The organism is Salinibacterium sp. SWN248, from assembly GCF_015864575.1.
Classification (GTDB): Bacteria; Actinomycetota; Actinomycetes; order Actinomycetales; family Microbacteriaceae; genus Rhodoglobus.
Map to the genome: position 1 here is coordinate 1872639 of NZ_JADYWW010000001.1, position 19311 is coordinate 1891949.

At 59.8% G+C, this 19311-nt stretch carries 16 protein-coding genes; 1 reads left to right on the top strand and 15 read right to left on the bottom strand.

Annotation, left to right across the window (positions count from 1 at the left end):
* Window positions 1-19 precede the first annotated feature (19 nt).
* Window positions 20-1333, bottom strand: coding sequence for a histidinol dehydrogenase (gene hisD, locus I6E73_RS08975; RefSeq protein ID WP_197105534.1), 1314 nt, complete (start codon window positions 1331-1333; stop codon window positions 20-22).
* A gap of 67 nt (window positions 1334-1400) precedes the next feature.
* Here hisD and I6E73_RS08980 point away from each other — a divergent pair, with 67 nt between their 5' ends.
* Window positions 1401-1916, top strand: a complete 516-nt coding sequence (locus I6E73_RS08980; protein WP_197105533.1) for a flavin reductase family protein — start codon at window positions 1401-1403, stop codon at window positions 1914-1916.
* A 16-nt stretch (window positions 1917-1932) separates the two neighbouring features.
* Here I6E73_RS08980 and dnaE read toward each other — a convergent pair whose 3' ends face one another.
* The 14 genes from dnaE to murF all read right to left on the bottom strand — a co-directional run bounded on the left by dnaE (window position 1933) and on the right by murF (window position 19287).
* Complete coding sequence (gene dnaE, locus I6E73_RS08985) at window positions 1933-5451, bottom strand: DNA polymerase III subunit alpha (RefSeq protein WP_197125244.1); 3519 nt, start codon at window positions 5449-5451, stop codon at window positions 1933-1935.
* A 67-nt stretch (window positions 5452-5518) separates the two neighbouring features.
* Window positions 5519-6439: an RluA family pseudouridine synthase gene (locus I6E73_RS08990; RefSeq protein WP_197124679.1), complete on the bottom strand. Its 921-nt coding sequence runs from the start codon at window positions 6437-6439 to the stop codon at window positions 5519-5521.
* 141 nt (window positions 6440-6580) lie between these two features.
* The gene (locus tag I6E73_RS08995; protein WP_197124681.1) at window positions 6581-7396 is read right to left on the bottom strand and encodes a DivIVA domain-containing protein; all 816 of its coding nucleotides are present in this window, start codon (window positions 7394-7396) and stop codon (window positions 6581-6583) included.
* Between the two features lie 126 nt (window positions 7397-7522).
* Window positions 7523-7816, bottom strand: a complete 294-nt coding sequence (locus I6E73_RS09000) for a YggT family protein (RefSeq protein WP_197105530.1) — start codon at window positions 7814-7816, stop codon at window positions 7523-7525.
* Window positions 7817-7860: 44 nt separating this feature from the next.
* On the bottom strand, window positions 7861-8322 hold the full coding sequence (locus I6E73_RS09005) for a cell division protein SepF (RefSeq protein WP_197105529.1): 462 nt from the start codon (window positions 8320-8322) through the stop codon (window positions 7861-7863).
* 36 nt (window positions 8323-8358) lie between these two features.
* Window positions 8359-9045, bottom strand: a complete 687-nt coding sequence (locus tag I6E73_RS09010) for a YggS family pyridoxal phosphate-dependent enzyme (protein ID WP_197124683.1) — start codon at window positions 9043-9045, stop codon at window positions 8359-8361.
* A gap of 5 nt (window positions 9046-9050) precedes the next feature.
* Window positions 9051-10208 (bottom strand): cell division protein FtsZ, encoded by a 1158-nt coding sequence (gene ftsZ, locus I6E73_RS09015; RefSeq protein ID WP_197124685.1) that lies wholly within the window; start codon window positions 10206-10208, stop codon window positions 9051-9053.
* 177 nt (window positions 10209-10385) lie between these two features.
* Window positions 10386-11387, bottom strand: coding sequence for an FtsQ-type POTRA domain-containing protein (locus I6E73_RS09020; protein WP_307784269.1), 1002 nt, complete (start codon window positions 11385-11387; stop codon window positions 10386-10388).
* On the bottom strand, window positions 11374-12819 hold the full coding sequence (gene murC, locus I6E73_RS09025; protein WP_197124690.1) for a UDP-N-acetylmuramate--L-alanine ligase: 1446 nt from the start codon (window positions 12817-12819) through the stop codon (window positions 11374-11376). The genes I6E73_RS09020 and murC overlap by 14 nt, the downstream gene beginning before the upstream one ends.
* A complete protein-coding gene (locus I6E73_RS09030; RefSeq protein ID WP_197105524.1) occupies window positions 12816-13910 on the bottom strand; it encodes a glycosyltransferase in 1095 nt (364 codons plus the stop codon). Before I6E73_RS09030 ends, murC begins: the two co-directional genes overlap by 4 nt.
* Window positions 13907-15304: a putative lipid II flippase FtsW gene (gene ftsW, locus I6E73_RS09035; RefSeq protein WP_197124692.1), complete on the bottom strand. Its 1398-nt coding sequence runs from the start codon at window positions 15302-15304 to the stop codon at window positions 13907-13909. The genes I6E73_RS09030 and ftsW overlap by 4 nt, the downstream gene beginning before the upstream one ends.
* Window positions 15261-16805 (bottom strand): UDP-N-acetylmuramoyl-L-alanine--D-glutamate ligase, encoded by a 1545-nt coding sequence (murD, locus tag I6E73_RS09040; RefSeq protein WP_197124694.1) that lies wholly within the window; start codon window positions 16803-16805, stop codon window positions 15261-15263. Before murD ends, ftsW begins: the two co-directional genes overlap by 44 nt.
* Window positions 16790-17887, bottom strand: a complete 1098-nt coding sequence (gene mraY, locus I6E73_RS09045; protein ID WP_197105521.1) for a phospho-N-acetylmuramoyl-pentapeptide-transferase — start codon at window positions 17885-17887, stop codon at window positions 16790-16792. The genes murD and mraY overlap by 16 nt, the downstream gene beginning before the upstream one ends.
* Window positions 17884-19287 (bottom strand): UDP-N-acetylmuramoyl-tripeptide--D-alanyl-D-alanine ligase, encoded by a 1404-nt coding sequence (gene murF / locus I6E73_RS09050; RefSeq protein ID WP_197124697.1) that lies wholly within the window; start codon window positions 19285-19287, stop codon window positions 17884-17886. The genes mraY and murF overlap by 4 nt, the downstream gene beginning before the upstream one ends.
* Window positions 19288-19311 lie beyond the last annotated feature (24 nt).

Consider the following 19311-nt stretch of genomic DNA (forward strand, 5'->3'; position numbering starts at 1 on the left):
GTGCCTTAAGAGTACCCGCTTAGCGGTCGCGGAATCGTTCACTCACAGCCGAACCGTGGGCAGGAAGATCCTCAGCAGAACTCAACGCCACAATGTGCGGCTCCAGCTCGCGGAGAGCGTCGTGGCTGTAGCGAATGATCTGCTGCGGGCGAAGGAAGGTATACGCCCCGAGCCCGGAAGAGAAGCGAGATTGACCGCCTGTAGGAAGCACGTGATTGGAGCCAGCGAGGTAGTCCCCCAAGCTCACGGGTGACTGATCACCCAAGAAAATTGCTCCGGCGTTATCGATCATGTCGAGCACGGCACCAGACTCTTCCGTCTGAATCTCGAGGTGCTCCGGGCCATACGCATTGCTGAGCGCGGCAGCGGCTGCCATATCGCTCACGAGGACGATCGCTGATTGCTGGCCGTCGAGAGCGGCGCTCGCGCGAACGGAGTGTGGCGTCACGGCAAGCTGCTCGGCCAGGTGCGTGCGCACGGCATCCGCAAGTTCTTCTGAGTCTGTAACAAGCACGGCGGCCGCAAGTTCATCGTGCTCTGCTTGGCTCAGCAAGTCGGCAGCAACGAGGCGCGGATCAGCCGAACCATCAGCAATGATCAAAATCTCGGTAGGGCCGGCCTCGGAATCGATGCCAACCACACCACGAACGGCACGTTTCGCCGCCGCTACGTAGACATTTCCCGGACCAGTGATGATGTCAACAGGGTCGAGCCCCAACTCCTGAACGCCATAAGCAAACGCGCCAATCGCACCGGCACCGCCCATCGCGTAGACCTCATCGACGCCAAGAAGACCGGCAGCGCCGAGGATCGTCGGGTGAACAGCTCCCCCAAAGGCTCGTTGAGGCGGAGAAGCCAAGGCCACGGAAGAGACACCAGCGACCTGCGCCGGAACGACGTTCATGATCACACTCGACGGGTACACGGCCTTGCCGCCGGGAACGTAGAGACCGACGCGGTTGACAGGCTGCCAGCGCTGAATAATCTCGGCGCCGTCGCCCAACTGAGTCATCATCGCGGGCGGCACCTGCGCTTTGCTCGCCGTGCGCACTCGGTCGATAGCGAGTTCGAGAGCCTCGCGTACAGCAGGTTGGAGCGCCCGCGTGGCGCGAGTGATCTCATCCGCGTGAATTCGTACGCGCTCAGGAAGCACCCCATCGAGGCGCTCTGCTTGATCGAGCAACGCTTGCTCGCCGTGTTCGCGTACATCCTCAATCAGTTGGATGGCCGCGGCAGACGCAACAGACACGTCCATTTGGGCGCGAGGGATGACACGAGTGAGTTCCGCACGACTCAAAGCGGCGGACCGAAGATCAATAGTATTCAGCGACATAGCTCAACCATGCTAGTTCGTTATCTGCAAGGAATGCGCCTACTCCAATTAGGGTTGTAGCAAGCACATGGAAAATTCAGAAGTAGCAGACGGAATCGACGCCTTTAAGGGCGCCTTCAGACGACACGCGGCCGGTGTCGCGGTGATCACTTCGCTCGCGCCCGACGGCCATCCCGTCGGCTTCACCGCCACGTCTCTCGCCTCGCTTGCTGCCGTGCCACCGCTAGCCACCTTCAACATGGCTCAAGTCTCCAGTTCTTGGCCTGCCATCACCGTCGGCAACAGAGTTGCTATCCACATGCTCGGCCCGCGAAGCCGTCATCTGGCCGAGAAGATGGCGGCCGATCATGACCTGCGATTTGTGGGCGACCACTGGAGCCCAGGCGAACACGGCCTCCCGCTGCTTGAGGAAGCGACCGCGATCGCGATCGGACACATCATTGAAGTGCATCCCGTGCATAACAATGCGATTGTCGTCGTCGAAATCGACCACGGCACCCTTGGCACCGAAGACGAAGCATTGCTCTACCACGAACGCACTTATATGCGTCCCGTCGAGCTCACGGACGACGAGCAGCGCTAACGCGTTTCGTGCAGTCCTAGCCGAGGCAGCCCGGGCCAAGCAGCGACTTCAACTCTCCGTAGAGATCTGCCGAAACTTTCACCCGATACGGGAGCTCAAAGACCCGCGCAACATCGTCACGCACGAGGCGCAATCGCACCTCGATATTTCCGGAATGACGGATGAGGACCTCGCCAAGTCCCGAAACAACCTCGGTCGTGGCTCGCTGTTCTTTTAGCGTCAGTACGATCGGCCCAGAACCCAAACTCGCACCTAGATCGGGCGAGAACATGCTCACTGCGTGCAGGTTCATGCCATCGTCGCGAGCACTCGCGCGACCGCGAACCACGACGATGGAGTCATTGACCAGCCCGGGCGCAAACTCTTGATAGGTCTTGCCCAAGAACATGACGTCGATTTCGCCGCCGAAGTCTTCGACGGTGACGATTCCGTACTGGTTACCGCTATTGCGGGCTACCCGGTGTTGCACACTCGTCACCAACCCGGCGATCGAAACATGCTCGCCATCCGCGACCACGTCGCCCGAAAGCACCTCAGTGATGGTGAAGTCTTGATGCTTCGCCAGCTGGATCTCAAGACCCGATAGCGGGTGATCAGAAACATACAGGCCCAGCATTTCGCGCTCAAACGCGAGCTTGTCGCGCTTCGACCACTCCGGCCGCTCGGGAACGCCATCCTCGTCTTCGTTGAAATCGAAGATTCCGCCGAAGAGGTCTACTTGACCGTTGGCTTCATTTCGTTTGAGGCTGACGGCTGAATCGCACGCGTCTTCGTGAATCTCCAACAGGCCACGACGGGTCGCCCCGAGCGAATCGAAGGCTCCCGACTTGATCAGAGACTCGACCGTGCGCTTGTTGGCGACTTGGATCGATACCTTCCGCAAGAAATCGTGGAACGATTCGAAGCGCTCCTTTTCAGTGCGCGCCCGAACGATTTGCTCCACAACCGCAGCGCCCACGTTGCGCACTGCTCCGAGACCGAATCGGATGTCGCCAGCCACAGCGGTGAAGTTCACTGTCGACTCGTTAACGTCTGGCGCCAGAACCTTGATGCCCATGCGACGGCACTCGCTCAGGTACATGCCCAGCTTGTCTTTGGAGTCACCAACACTCGTCAACAGCGCTGCCATATATTCGGCGGGATAATTCGCCTTGAGGTACGCCGTCCAGTAGCTGAGCACGCCATAGCCGGCGCTGTGCGCCTTGTTGAAGGCGTAGTCGGCAAAGGGCATCAGGGTTTCCCAGAGGACCTTTACTGCCTCTTTACTGAAGCCGTTGTCGAGCATTCCGGTTTCGAAGCCGATGAACTGCTTGTCGAGTTCTTCCTTCTTCTTCTTACCCATTGCGCGACGCAAAACGTCGGCTTGACCCAGCGTGAAGCCCGCGACCTTTTGCGCCACAGACATCACTTGCTCTTGGTACACGATGAGGCCGAAGGTCGTGCCGAGAATTTCTTTCAGCGGCTCTTCAAGCTCGGGGTGGATCGCATCGATCCCTTCCAAGCCGTTCTTACGCAGCGCGTACTTGGTGTGGGAGTTCATTCCCATAGGACCCGGGCGGTACAGCGCAATTACAGCCGAGATGTCTTCGAAGTTGGTGGGCTTCAGCTGCTTGAGCAGCGCTCGCATGGGGCCGCCATCGAGCTGGAACACCCCAAGAGTGTCACCTCGCGCCAGCAGATCGTAGGTCTTCTGGTCGGCATCGAGATCGAGGTCTTCAATGATCAAAGGTGAACCAGTATTGGCAGCGATCATTTTGAGAGCATCTTCGATCACCGTAAGGTTACGAAGACCCAAGAAGTCCATCTTGATCAGGCCGAGGCTCTCCAGCGGCGGCTGATCAAACTGGGTAATGATCGCGCCGTCATCTTCACGACGCATGATGGGAAGCACATCGAGCAATGGCTCTGCAGACAGCACAACACCGGCGGCGTGCACGCCCCACTGGCGCTTGAGTCCCTCGAGGCCAACAGCGGTTTCGAAGACCTTCGCCGCTTCATGGTCCGTATCGAGAATTCCCCGGATGTCGGCGGCTTCTTTGTACCGTGCCGCATCTTTGTTGCGCACATCGCCGAGGGAAATATCCTTTCCCATGATGGCGGGAGGCATCGCCTTCGTCAGCTTCTCGCCGACCGAGTACGGCATTCCGAGCACGCGAGCGGAGTCTTTGAGAGCTTGCTTGGCTTTAATCGTTCCGTAGGTGACGATCTGCGCAACCCGGTCGTCACCATACTTGTCGGTGACATAGCGAATGACTTCGCCGCGGCGCCGGTCATCAAAGTCGACGTCGACGTCGGGCATCGACACACGCTCGGGATTGAGGAAGCGCTCGAAGATGAGTCCGTGCGCAAGAGGGTCAAGTTCTGTGATGCCCACGGCATAGGACGCCATCGAGCCGGCGGCGGATCCACGCCCTGGTCCGACGCGGATGCCCTGGGACTTTGCCCATTCGATGAAGTCGGCGACCACTAAGAAGTAGCCGGGAAACCCCATCTGCTGAATGACATCGACCTCGTATTTCGCCTGGGCGAGGTGCGCGTCAGACGGTGCGTTGTTGAACCGTTTGTTCATGCCACGGGCGACCTCTTTCTCGAACCAGGTCGCCTCGGTCTCCCCCTCGGGAACGGGGAAACGTGGCATGAGGTCGCGGCCTTCGAAGCTAATTTCACTGCGTTCGGCAATGAGCAGCGTGTTGTCGCAGGCTTCAGGATGTTCGCGGAACAGCGACCGCATCTCAGCAGCCGTCTTGAGGTAAAACTCGCTCGAGTCGAACTTGAAACGGTTCGGGTCGTCGAGCGTTGACGCTGACTGAACACACAGGAGCGCGGCGTGGGCCGTGGCGTCATGGGCATGCGTGTAGTGCAAGTCGTTCGTTGCGAGCAGAGGCATATCGAGCTCTTTAGCGAGCTTCAGAAGATCGAGCATTGTGCGGCGCTCGATATCGATGCCGTGATCCATGATTTCAGCGAAGAAGTTTTCTTTGCCGAAAATGTCTTGGAACTCAGCCGCGGCTATTTTCGCCTCGTCGTACAGGCCAAGACGGAGCTTCGTCTGAACCTCGCCACCGACACAGCCTGTCGTTGCCGTGATGCCCTTCGCATACTGGCTCAGAAGTTCGCGGTCCATACGCGGCTTGAAGTAGAAACCTTCAATAGACGCTCGCGACGACAACCGGAAGAGGTTGTGCATGCCCTCGTTGTTCTGGGCAAGCAACGTCATGTGGGTGTAAGCACCGCTACCACCGACGTCATCACGAACCTGGTGGCTACCGCCCCAGCGCACGCGAGTCTTATCACTGCGCGATGTGCCCGGCGTGATGTACGCCTCGGTACCGATAATCGGCTTAATACCGCGGGCTGTCGCCTGTTTCCAGAAGTCGTAAGCACCGAACATGTTGCCGTGGTCGGTGATGGCGATCGCGGGCATGCCCTGCTCAACAGCGGCATCCAGCAGCGGACCGACACGGGCCGCTCCGTCGAGCATCGAGTACTCACTGTGAACGTGCAAATGCACAAACGAGTCGTTATTGGCAGCCAAAGACACTCCGAATTCTTTCGAAATCCAGCCTAAGCCAGCGGGCCGATGAGACTATAACTGACGCGCCCTAGTCGGCTCGAAGCACCTCAAGTGCTGCCTGAAGGTCGGCCGGATACGGCGACTCGAACGAGACCTGTTCGCCCGTTGCGGGATGCGCAAAACCGAGGTTGTGGGCATGCAACCACTGGCGAGTCAGACCCAAGCGAGATGAGATCGTAGGGTCGGCACCGTACATGGTGTCCCCAACACAGGGATGCCGTTGCGCGGCCATATGAACACGAATTTGATGCGTGCGCCCGGTCTCCAGGTGCACCTCGACCAGAGCGGCCGACGGGAACGCTTCCAACGTTTCGTAGTGGGTAATCGAGTCCTTACCGCCCGAGACAACCGCAAACTTCCAGCTCGAGCCCGGATGACGCCCGATCGGCGCATCGATGGTGCCGGCGAGCGGATCAGGATGTCCCTGTACGACGGAGTGATAGATCTTGGTGACCTCGCGGTCATGGAATGCACGCTTGAGTCCGGTGTACGCGAGTTCAGATTTCGCGACGACCATCAGGCCACTTGTTCCAGCATCCAGACGGTGAACGACTCCCGCACGCTCCGCGGCGCCCGAAGTCGAGATGCGGTAGCCCGCGCCGGCTAGTGCGCCAAGAACTGTAACGCCATCCCAGCCAATTGATGGGTGGGCCGCTACTCCGGCCGGCTTATCGACAACAACAATGTGCTCGTCATCGTAAATAATGCCAAGAGAGTCAAGAACTACGGGAACGATCTGAGGCTCGGTCTTGGAAACCCACGACACTTCGAGCCAGGAACCGTCAACGAGGCGGTCAGACTTGCCGACCGCAACACCATCCATCGTCACCCCGCCACCGGCCGCTACCTCGGCGGCGAAAGTGCGGGAGAAACCCAGCAGTTTGGCGAGAGCAGCGTCAACGCGCTGCCCCGCAAGGCCCTCAGGAACCGGCAAGCTTCGGGTTTCCATGATGCTCCTTGATAGTGATGCTCTTAAACGGACGTGTCGCACTCCCCCAGCGCGGCTGGGATTGGTGCGAACACAGCAAAAGCCGCCAGCGGCGGCGGAGCCGAAGCTCTCACCGACCGACTGACGGCCATTGCAGAAAAACTAGCTACCGGAGAATCCCGAGAAGCTGGCGGGAGGCTGCTGTGCCGACTGGGGCGTAGCGAAGTCTTCCGGAGTCAAGTGACCAGAAGGCTGCGATGCCGGAGCCTGGCCCTGCTGAGCTGCGGAACCACCAGCGGTGACGAGGCTCGAAGAATCGAGATCGTGAAGCTGGCCCTCAATGTAGCTCTTGAGCTTCTCGCGGTACTCACGCTCGAAGCTGCGGAGGGACTCGATGCGACCCTCAAGAGCTTCACGTTCGCGTTCGAGAGTGCCGATCTGCTCGCGCTGCTGCGCTTCAGCCTCGGCAACGAGCTCAGCGGCTGTTGCCTTGCTTGCAGCCACAACTTCGGCGGCAGATGCCTTGCCCTCAGCGAGAATCTCGGCAGCGGATGCCTGACCCTCAGCGATAAGAGCGTCGCGCTTCTGGACGCCTTCGCGGACGTGCTCTTCGTGCAAGCGACGCGCAAGCTGAAGAAGATTGTTGGTGCTACTAGCGTCGTCGAGAACCGACGAAGCCGGCTCGATGGCGGCGGGTGCAGCAGGAGCGGGCGCGCTTTCAATTGCAGCGGGCGCCGGAGCGGCAATCGCGGCAGGAGCAGCGGCAGCAGGAGCGCTACTCGCGTTCTGCTGAAGTTCAGTTGCGCGAGCCTCTGCAGCGCTCAAGCGCTGACGGAGCTCGTCGTTCTCTTGGTTAAGACGGCGCAATTCAACAACAACCTCGTCGAGGAAGTCATCGACGTCATCTTGGTCGTATCCCTCGCGGAATTTAGTTGATTCAAACCGCTTGTTGACCACGTCTTCTGGAGTCAAAGCCATTTCCGCCACCTCTAACACTTTCTTTCAACGTATACACAACGTTCAACGTTCGCATCACATCGTAGTAACGAAACCTGATTAGTTGCCGCATGCTCTCCGATAAGAGTACATCTGTCGCGGCTAGTTCTAAAAGCCCCGCAAAATGGAGGTAAGGATGATGCATACGAGCATGACCAGCATCCACGATAAATCGAGTGCTCCGTTGCCGATTCGAATCATCGGGACAACTTTGCGAACCGCCTTGATCGGAGGATCAGTGATCGTGAACACAAGCTCAGAAAGAACTAGTCCAATGCCGCTGGGGCGCCATCCTCGAGCGAAGACGACGACGAGATCGAGAATGAACCGAGCCCACATCGCGAACATGAACAAAGTGATGGCGTAGTAAGCCACCAGGGCGATAACAGAAACGGGATTCACCCCTCTAGATTAGCGGGCTTCACATCACCCGCCGTGCAGTGTGGCTACTGAGCGAAGAAGGAAGCGTCGACGTCAGACTCAACTTCAGCCTGCTCGCCGCTCACGGCAACGTGTGCCGGAGAAAGCAAGAAGACCTTGCTGGTGACGCGCTCGATCTTGCCGTAGAGGCCCTGCGAGAGTCCGCTGGCGAAGTCCACGAGACGACGAGCATCCGGCTCGCTCATCTGAGACAGGTTGATGATCACGGGGATGCCCTCGCGGAAGTTCTCAGCAATGAGCTGAGCATCCTTGTACTGGCGCGGGTGCACCGTCAAAATCTCGTTCATCTCTGCCTCCGCAGTGCTGGGTGCAGCGCGACGCAACGGAGTAACCGGGGCACGGTTAGAACTCGCTGGTGCGGGTGCTGCTGCAACAGGAGCAGCCGGCGCGGCTGGTCCCTGCTCGTACTCGTAGTCCTCATCGGCGAGGCCGAGGTAGACCATTGTCTTGCGCAGTGGGTTGGCCATGATAATCCTCCGAATGGTGAAGCTTCTGCTTCGAGATTAACCATGGTCGGGTCGTTTTCCCGTGATTGCCGTGCCAATTCGTAGGTGTGTCGCGCCTTCGGCAATAGCCTCGGCGAAGTCTCCTGACATGCCCATAGACAGTGCTGCGGCATCCGGATGGTTCACCTGCACGCGCTCGGACGACGCCCGCAGAGCGGCGAAGGCAGGCCGTGGGTCGCCGTTGAGCGGCGCAACGCCCATGAGGCCGCGTAACCGCAGCCCTGACGCGTCAGCGACGCGGTCGGCGAAGGCTTCCAGCTCAACGGGCACCACGCCACCGCGACCGGAATCATCGGTGAGGTTGACTTGAACGAACACATCAAGCGCAGTGTCAGCGTCGTCATTGGCCAGCGCGGTGATCAATGAATCACGATCTACGGAGTGCACCGCCTGACAATAGGCGCGCACCTGGCGTGCTTTTTTGCTTTGCAACTGACCGACAAAGTTCCACCGCAAATCGAGGTCAGCCAACTCGGCAGCCTTCGGTTGCGCTTCCTGATGACGATTCTCGCCAATGTCACGAACGCCCAATCCGTGCAGCTCTCGCACGAGGCTCGCCGGATGGAACTTGGTGATGACGATGCGTGTGATCGACGACAGATCGCGGGATGCCGCGCGTGCGGCATCCGCGATCGTGTCGTCGACCGCTGCGAGTCGTTCGCCTAACGGAGTCAGGTCGACCATTGCGACTACTTCAGGAAGTCAGGAACGTCGAGATCGTTGTCGTTCTCGTCGTCATCATCGAAACTGCGATCGATCGGTGTCGCGGGAACCGCACTGGGCTGCGACTTCCAATCGGCTTCCTTGGTCGGAGCCTTCTCGTCAGCTGCGATGTGCTCGGCCGGGGGCTCGGGAACAACGTAATTGGTGCGGCGACCCTCAACAGGCTTAGCCGAGGGCTCTCCCCCGTCGAAGCCAGCGGCAATGACGGTGACGCGAACCTCGTCGCCCAGGGTGTCGTCGATGACGGCACCAAAGATGATGTTGGCCTCACGGTGAACGGCTTCTTGAACGAGACGAGCGGCATCGTTGATCTCGAAGATACCGAGGTTCGATCCGCCCTGAATCGAGAGCAGCACGCCGTGCGCTCCGTCAATGCTGGCTTCGAGCAACGGTGACGCCACAGCAAGTTCTGCTGCTTTTATCGCCCGGTCGGCCCCGCGTGATGAGCCAATACCCATCAGTGCAGAACCGGCACCCTGCATGACCGACTTGACGTCGGCGAAGTCGAGGTTGATCAGACCCGGGGTCGTGATGAGGTCGGTAATGCCCTGAACGCCAGCAAGCAGAACCTGGTCGGCGGTCGAGAATGCTTCGAGCATGCTGATGCCGCGGTCGCTGATCTCAAGGAGGCGGTCGTTGGGAACGACGATGAGGGTGTCGACCTCGTTCTTGAGGGTCTCTACACCGATCTCTGCCTGAGACGAACGACGCTTGCCCTCGAAACCGAACGGCTTCGTGACAACACCAATCGTGAGCGCGCCGATCGACTTAGCGATGCGGGCGACGACGGGAGCACCACCGGTGCCCGTTCCACCACCCTCGCCCGCGGTAACAAAGACCATGTCGGCGCCCGCAAGCGCCTCTTCGATCTCTTCGGCGTGATCCTCGGCAGCACGACGGCCAACCTCAGGATCGGCGCCGGCTCCAAGTCCGCGCGTGAGTTCGCGACCGACGTCGAGCTTGACGTCTGCATCGCTCATGAGCAGCGCCTGGGCGTCGGTATTGATCGCAATAAACTCGACGCCTCGCAGGCCGAGCTCGATCATCCGGTTGACAGCGTTCACGCCACCGCCACCGATGCCGACTACCTTGATGACTGCGAGGTAGTTCTGGTTTGATGTCACTTTTCGGCCTCCACTGGAAACTATCAACCTCGACTTGAGGTTTAAAGTTATGCTCAGTATGTATTTCTTTTGTTGAGAGTATGCGGACAGCACCCCACACGGATGCACAACTGGCCGCGTGTCGGAAAGTGTTCTGGCAATTAGCGGCCTTGCCTCACGCTCAGCGCTCGCGAAGGGCTAGCTGGGACGGAAAATGCCATTGCTGGGAGCCGACACGTCGAACTCGCCCGCTTCATCCGACGATCGAGTAGAGATGAGTGCTTCGAGCAAAGCTGCCTTTTCGTCCGAATCGCTAGCGCTTCCCCACACCACACGCTGACCGACTCCGGTCAACACAAAGGACACGTCATCCTTGGTGGTCGCAGAAACGCTTTCGACCCGCGCTCGAAGCTCGGTTGGCAGAGATAACAAAACCTCCGTCGCCGCGGTAAAGGCAGAACTCGAGACATCCGCTCCCCCAATATCGATCAGCGGCACTCCGGGAATCCGTTCTGCTGATTCCTGGATGGTGATTCCAGCGGGATCGAGCAACGTGAACACTCCGTCGATCTTCACTGACCCGATCGGTTCGCGTTCAACGATGTGCACGAGCAAAGTATCGGGCGGCACAATTTCGGTGACATAACTGCGGATCAACGGGAAGACCGACAGTTCTTCGTTGATGGCATCAAAGTCTAGGAGCGCGAGCGGCGTTCCCTGTTGGGTCTCCACGGCAGCTTGCACCTCAGCGGGATCGATGCGGTTCGTTCCGTCAACAACTACCGTGCGCAACGCCAGAATCGGCGAGAACACAGCGACCGCGATGAGGGCGAGCAACACGGCGACGAGCCCAGAAACCGAGAGCCACACAAACTTACGCGTGCGTGCGCGACGCGTAAACCGGCGAAGCTCCGCTTTTTCTGCACGCTTGCGAGCCCGCGCAGCACGACGAAGCTGTCGCTTCGCGTGAGCTTCAGGATTGGGTTCTCTGCGCTGCTTTGTGGGGCGCGGACGCGGGTCGGCCGCGGGCTTCGGCGCCGCTGTGGGCTTCGCTTCCGGCTTCGCTACGGATGGCCCGGGCTTCGGCGTGCGTGCGGATGTGGCGTCTTTCGCCGGCTGCGGCGAACGCTTTCGGCGAGACTTCGCCGGGGGCGGATCCGGCTGGGCAGCAGACTTATCAAACCCTTCAGGCCTCTTCACTCGGCACCTGATCTGCGACCGTCTCGGATGCCTCGACAACGGGATAACGATCGATCGCTGCGACAAGCTGCGGGATGATGCGATAAACATCACCACAGCTCAGAGTCATGACAATGTCACCCTCCTGAGCAATCTCTGCGACACGTTGCGCCGCCAACTCCCAGTCGGGCTGGTAGTCAACCCGCGAAGGATCAACAAAACCGGACGAGACGAGTTCTCCGGTGACACCAGGAATCGGGTCCTCACGCGCACCGAACACTCCGAGAACAACGGTGTGGTCTGCCAAGCGTTCGTAAACCTCGGCAAATTCAGGTGCCATGTCGCGGGTGCGGCTAAAGAGATGCGGTTGATGCACAGCGATCAATCGGCCGCTGCCCAGCACACTGCGGGCACCGCTGAGGGCTGCTTCGACCTCGGTCGGGTGATGAGCGTAGTCGTCGTACACGCTCACTCCATCGACAACAGCATGCAGCTCGAAACGGCGCTGCGTGCCCGCAAAAGTGGACACCGCGTCAATAGCGGCTCCCAGTTCATGCCCAAGACCGATCAGTACAGCGATCGCTCCTGCAGCGTTGAGGGCGTTGTGGTGCCCAGGCACAGCAAGTTGCACACGCTCTTCGCGACCGTCGACTACGACGGTGAATGCCACGGGCCCGAGAGACGTGACGGAATGGATGCGCACGGTCGCGTCATCCGCTTCACCGAACGTCACCACATTGTCGTGCGTGAGTCGTTTGGTCACCCGAATTGCGCCAGCATCGTCGCTGGAGACGACGACGGCTTCAGTAGCCCGCGACGCAAACTCGACGAAAGCGTCATCGAAAGCCTCGTGGGAGCCGTAGTGGTCGAGGTGATCCGCATCGACGTTGGTAATCAGGGCGACAGCGGTGGAATAGAGCAAAAATGAGCCATCAGACTCATCAGCTTCGACCACAAACAAATCATCGGTTCCTGAGCCCGAACTAGTGCCCAAGCCCTGAATTACGCCGCCGTTCACAAAGCTCGGAGACGTGCCCAGTTCGCGCAGCGCGGTGATGATCATTCCTGTCGACGTTGTCTTACCGTGGGCGCCGGCGACGGCAACCAGACGAGTCGAGCCCACGAGCCACGCGAGAGCTTGCGAGCGGTGGAGCACAGGAATGCCACGCTCAAGCGCAGCGAGGTACTCGGGGTTATCGGGCCAGAGCGCCCCCGTGTACACCAGCGCTTCCGCTTCACCGAGGTGAGCGGCGTCGTGGCCGATCGAGATCGTTGCACCCGCTGCGTTCAGCGATGCGGTGTTTGCGTTCGCGGCCTTGTCGGAACCGGTGACCGTAATTCCGGCATCCAAAAACATCTGGGCGATGCCGCTCATACCCGCGCCACCGACACCAACGAAGTGCGCCGAACGCAATGGTCCGGGCAACGGCATAGACAAGTCGGGAAAGATCATGATGTCAATGGTAGATCGCGGCCGAGGGCCAGATCGACGAGTTCAAGCATCCGGTCGGTTCCGTCGAGTGAACCAACGCTCGAGGCGCGGGCAGCCATGTCCGCAATAAGGGCACGTTTGCGCAGCATCGGAACGAGTTCGGAACTGACCCATTGGGGCACGAATCGGGAATCCGTGACGAGCACTGCGGCTCCGGCCTCTACTGCTGTACGAGCGTTGTATTTCTGCTCGCCATTGCCGACAGGGTACGGAACGTAAATCGCGGGGACGCCGAGCCCGGTGAGTTCGGCGACAGTTGATGTACCCGCCCGCGCAATCGCAAGATCGGCCGCCGCGAGGGCGAGCTCCATGCGGTCGCAGTATTTGACCACGATGTAGCCAGGGAGTTGCTGATCATCGACAGCGTCTCGGTACTCCCCCGTAATGTGAAGCACTTGCCAGCCCGCGCCCAAAATGCGCGTGATCGACGCGGAAATAGTGTCGTTGATGCGTTTCGCTCCCGAGGAACCACCCGTCACCAAGAGGGTTGGCTTCTTGGGATCAAGGCCGAAAAAGGCATCCGCCTCGGTGCGCGCCGCAAAGCGGTCGAGATTCTCAATTTCGGCTCGCAGCGGCATCCCGACGACGACGCCCCCACGAATCGGAGTGCGGTCGAAGGCTGTGCCCACAAACTTCGTAAAGAAAGAGCCGAGACGGTTCGCGATGCCCGGGCGACTATTGGCCTCATGGATGACGAGAGGAACCCCCGCCTTTCGCGCACCCAAATAGGCCGGCGCCGCAACGTAGCCACCGAACCCGACGACCACATCCACGCCGCGCTCGGTAATGATCGAGACGACCTCGTCGATAGTGGCGCGCAGCCGAGCCGGAAACTTTAGTGCAGCGCGGTTTGGCCGACGCGGAAACGGAAGCTTCGCGATCGTGAGAAGCTCAAAGCCGCGGGCCGGGACCAAGCGGGCCTCTAGCCCCTCCTTCGTGCCCAGAATCAACACCTCAGAGTCGGGTTCGCGCAGGCGAATCCGTTCGGCTACTGCGAGCAAAGGATTAACGTGGCCGGCGGTACCCCCACCGGCAAGGAGGTAAGTAGTCATCGGCGTCCTCGTGCTCGATTAGCCGCCAGCATGCGGGAACGGTCAGCTGCAGTTTGAGCAGGAGCAGCAGCGGGGGTCGCGGCACTCGGGGCCGCCGTAGGAGCACTCGCCGGCCCCGAAGGCCGAGGCGCAGCGGAGGCCGCCTTGTGGTCAGACCTCGCGAACGACAGCACAATTCCGATAGCCAGCAGCGTCGCGATGAGCGCAGAGCCACCCGTGGATATCAAGGGCAACGGAACTCCAAGAACGGGAAGAACTCCCAACACCACCGCAAAGTTGACGAAAGCCTGACCGACCGTCCACACCATAACGCCCGCAGTCGCGATGCGAACGAAGCTGTCGTTGGTGGTGCGGATAATGCGGATAAAGGCAACTGCCAGCACGACGAACAAGAGCAGAACGACGATCGCGCCAATAAGCCCGAGTTCCTCGCCGATGATCGCGAAAATATAGTCGTTGTCGGCGTGAGGCAACCATCCGCGCTTGGCAACCGAGTTGCCAAGCCCGCGACCAAAGAGACCGCCGCCCGCGAGAGCCCAATTCGCGTGATCGATTTGCCAGCACGAATCCTGATAGTCGAGCTCGGTGCATCCGTTCAACCAGATATCAATTCGCGAGGTACGAGAACTACTAGTGGTGGCGAACAGCAGCGCCCCGACAACAACGGCAAGGACACCGATCGACAGGAACTTCAGCCGCACACCGGCGAAGAAAAGGCACGCGAAGACGATGAGAAGCATGATGGATGCTGTTCCCAAGTCATTACCGATAAGCACGAACCCGATAGCGGCGCCGGCAACCGGCACAACAGGCAGCACTACCTGACGCCACTCACTCAGCACGTCTTGCTTGGTCGAGAGCACCCAGGCCACCCAGATGATCACGGCGACCTTCACGAACTCAGACGGTTGTGCGCTGAACGATCCGATTTGAATCCAGTTTCGGTTACCTCCGTACTCCAAACCGATACCGGGGACGAAGACGAGAAGCTGCAAGACCGCGCCAAGCACAAGCCCAGGGAACGCCCACCGCTTCCAGAATCTCGTCGGCGCGCGTGACGCAATGAGCATCAGCGGGATGCCCAAAAGAGCGAACAACCCCTGACGCAAGAAGCTGCCGAAGAATCCTTGATCGGCGGCGTAGGACTCCACCGATGACGATGAGAGCACCATCACGAGCCCGAAGATTACGAGGAAGAGCGTTGTTCCCAAGAGCAGGAAAAAGTTGCTCGATTCTCCCGAAAAAATGCGTTTTACCGGCACGCGAGCTGCGACAGGCTCCTGCTGCTTCGGAGATGCGTCCGCGGATGCGGCGGCAGGTTGCGAGGCTTTCGGCCCGTTGGTCGGCCCGCTACTCGGCCGCTGGGGTCGGTGTGGTCGCTGAGGAGGCGTCATCGTCGTTCCCTCCTACTCGTTCGAGCACTGCTGCTGCGAACTTGTCTCCGCGATCTGCGTAACTCGTGAATTGATCCATGGATGCTGCCGCTGGCGCCAACAAGACGGTGTCGCCTTCGGCAGCGATTCCGTGCGCCATCTCGACAGCACGGGGCATCACGTGATCAGTGTCAGTCGAGTCAACCTCGAAGACCGGAATCTGGGGCGCGTGTCGCTGGAATGCGGCCTGTATTGCCAGCCTGTCGTTACCAATGACAATTGCCGCCTTGAGCCTCGGTGCATGTTTTGCGATCAGCGGTGCGACATCAATGCCCTTGAGCAGGCCGCCCAGAATCCACACCACAGGGTCGGCCGCGGAAAGCGATGCACTCGCGGCGTGCGAATTAGTGGCCTTGGAATCGTTGATCCACGTCACTCCCCCGCTGACGAGCACAACCTGGTTACGGTGGCCATCGATTTCGAAACTAGCTACGCCCTCACGCACTGCTTCGATGCTTACGCCAGCGGCTCGAGTTAGTGCACTCGCCGCGAGAATATTGGCGACCATATGAGGCGCCGCAAGGTTGCGCTGGCGCAGCTCGTCGAGCGTGAAGAGTTCGAGGGCAGCGTTGTGGCGGTCATCGCCGAACGCGCGGTCAGCGAGCAAGTTGCTCACTATCCCGAAGTCGCTGGGACCCGGCGTATCGAGTCCAAAACCGATCGCCCGGCATCCCTCGACCACTTCAGCATTTTCGACCATGGCGAGCGTCTCGGGCACCGCACGATTGTAAACAGCGGCAATCTTGGTGTTGGCGTACACAGTCGCTTTTGCGTGCGCATACGCGTCGCGAGAACCGTGCCAATCGAGGTGGTCGTCGGCAAAATTGAGACAGACACTGGCGAGCGGTGAGATCGCACCAGCGCCCGCTCGCGGCATCCCATGAAGTTGAAAACTCGAGAGCTCAACGACGAGAAAGTCAAAGCCATCGGGGTAACGAATAGCGTCAAGTACCGGGATCCCAATATTGCCGACTGCACCAGCCCGGAAGCCTGCCGTTGTCAGAATGTGGGCGGTCAGCTGAGCCGTGGTCGTTTTGCCGTTGGTGCCTGTGATGGCGATCCATTCGGCAGGCGTGCCTGTTTTGTCGCGCAGACGCCAAGCGAGCTCAATTTCGGTCCACATCGGCACAGCGTTTGTGCGGCACCACTCCACGAGAACGTGATCGAGCGGATAGCCAGGTGACACGATGACGACGTCCGGGGCGTGAGCGGTGAGCGCGGCCAGTTGTTCGTCGGCACTTCCGCCAAGTGCCAGCTCGGCACCGATGACCTGCGTCATTTCAACGCGGTTCGCGGATGCGGCGTCTGCGACCACCAACACGCGAGCCTTGAGTTCGGTGAGGGTGTCAGCCGCCGAGAAGCCGGTTGCACCCAGCCCGAGGACCGCGACGCTCAGTTCGCTCCAGGCCGAGTTCCAGCTGGTGAGTGAGGTGAGATCGCGCACGACTACTGATTGATCCATTCGAGATAGAAGGTTCCGACGCCGGCCGCGACGAAGAGCGCCGCAATCAGCCAGAAACGCACCACAACAGTGACTTCTGCCCAGCCTTTGAGCTCGAAGTGATGATGCAGCGGGCTCATGAGGAAAATACGCCTACCGCCGGTGATCTTGAAGTAAGCCCGTTGCAGAATCACGGAACCGGTGACGATAAGGAAGAGTCCACCGATCAGGATGAGCAGCAGCTCGGTGCGGCTCATGATTGCGAGAGCAGCAAGCGCGCCACCAAGGCCAAGTGAACCGGTGTCGCCCATGAAGACCTGTGCCGGTGACGTGTTCCACCAGAGGAAGCCGATGAGAGCACCAACGATTGCGGCAGCGATGATCGCGAGGTCGAGCGGGTCGCGAACTTCGTAGCACTTGTACAGCACTTCGCGATCAATGGTGGGGTTGCTGCACGACTGATTGTTCTGCCAGAAACCGATCACAATGTACGACGCGATCGCGAAGATCGCTGAGCCGGTCGCGAGACCATCAAGACCATCGGCCACATTCACACCGTTAGACGTGCTGACGATGATGAGAGTCACCCAAATCGCAAAGAGAATCGCGCCGGTAACCACACCAAAAGTGGCGAGGTCGAGCCAGCTGATGTCACGTAGTCCCGAGATCATCGATGATGCTGGTGTGAGTCCGCCAGGATCGGGGAAGTTGAGAGCGAGAGCAGCAAAACCTGCGGCGACGATGACCTGCCCAGCGACCTTTGACCAACCGCCAAGGCCGAGACTGCGCTGCTTGCGAGTCTTCATGAAGTCATCGATAAAGCCGATGATGCCGAGGCCAACCATGAGGTAAATAACCAGGAGGCCCGACAGCGTCACGTCCTCGCTGGCGACCCAGTGTCCGACGAAATAACCGATCGTCGCGCCCAGAATGAAGACGATTCCGCCCATCGTCGGGGTGCCACGCTTAGTGTGATGGCTCTCCGGACCGTCGTCACGAATGAATTGGCCCCACTTGAGGCGCACAAAGAGCTTGATGAAAAGTGGCGTGAGCAGCAGCGTGAAGAAAAGGGAGAAGCCCGCTGCAACAAGAAGCGCGATCATGCGGTCACCCCGGCGATCCGGTCACCCAGGTGCCGCAAGCCAGCAGAGTTCGACGATTTCACTAGCACGACGTCGCCCTCTCGCAGTTCTTCACGCAGCACAGCGTATGCCTCTTCGACGCTATCCACGAGGACCGACTCTCCATCCCACGAACCTTCGAGACCCGCTGCATTGTGGATGTGGCGCGCTTCGTGCCCGACAACAATGAGCTTCTGTACGTTCAATCGCACGATCAGTCGACCGATACGGTCATGCTCGTCGTTCGCATAGTCGCCGAGCTCAGCAAGCTCACCCAGCACCGCGACGGAGCGATTTTCGGGGCCAACGATCTGAACAAGCGTCTTGAGCGCGGCCGCCATCGAGTCAGGACTCGCGTTATAGGCATCATTGATGACGGTGATGCCGCCGGGAGCCTCCAACAGCTCCATCCGCCAGCGTTCCGCGCGCTCGATGGATTCGAGCGCCGCAACCGCACGCGCGGGATCGATGCCCAGAGCGCGTGCTGCCGAAATCGCCGCCAGAGCGTTCGTGACATGGTGTTCGCCGAGAATGCGCAACTGCACCGGAATCGTCGCGCCTCCGACGTGCAACTCAAACGCGGTTCCGTGGACCGTAGCCTGAATGTCGTCAGCCCACACCTCAGCACTCGAGTCGAGCCCGAACAGGGTGACCTTGGCCTCCGTCTGCTGCGCCATGGCTTTGACGCGACCGTCGTCGTTGTTCAAGACGGCAGTCGCGGATGAAGGCAGATGGGAAACCATCTCGGACTTTGCTTGGGCCGTGACTGCGGCATCACCGAATTTGCCAATGTGGGCCAGACCCACCATCAGGACGATGCCGACGTCGGGCGTGACAATCGACTGAAGGCGCGTGATGTCGCCAAGGCCGTCTGCTCCCATCTCAACAACGAGAAACTGAGTGGAATCAGCAACGTTGAGCATGGTGATGGGCGCACCGACATCGTTGTTAAACGAGCCCTGAGGCGCAACAGTTTCACCCACGTGCTCCAGAATCGCGCGCAGCATGTTCTTCGTCGTCGTTTTACCGTTGGAACCGGTCACCGCGACAACTTTGAGATCGCCCTTGCTTCGCACAGAAGCAACGACAGTGCGCGCGAGAGCTTGGAGAGCGGTTACCCCGTCGGCCACAATGATCTGCGGAACGTCAAGGTCGAGTGGTCGTTCGGCGACAACGAGCGTTGCGCCATTCGCTACTGCGGTGGCCGCGAAGAGGTGGCCATCAGTGCTTTCGCCGCGCAGAGCAAAGAAGACAGAGCCCGCAGTGCTGAGGCGGGAGTCAGTCTGCACACTGCTCGCAGGGAGGCGTTGCTGACCGTCGCTGCCATCACGGAGTTCTCCGCCAACAGCGGTGGCAATCTCGGCAATGCTCAGTTCGATCACGTGATGTGCTCCAGGGGTAGGTGA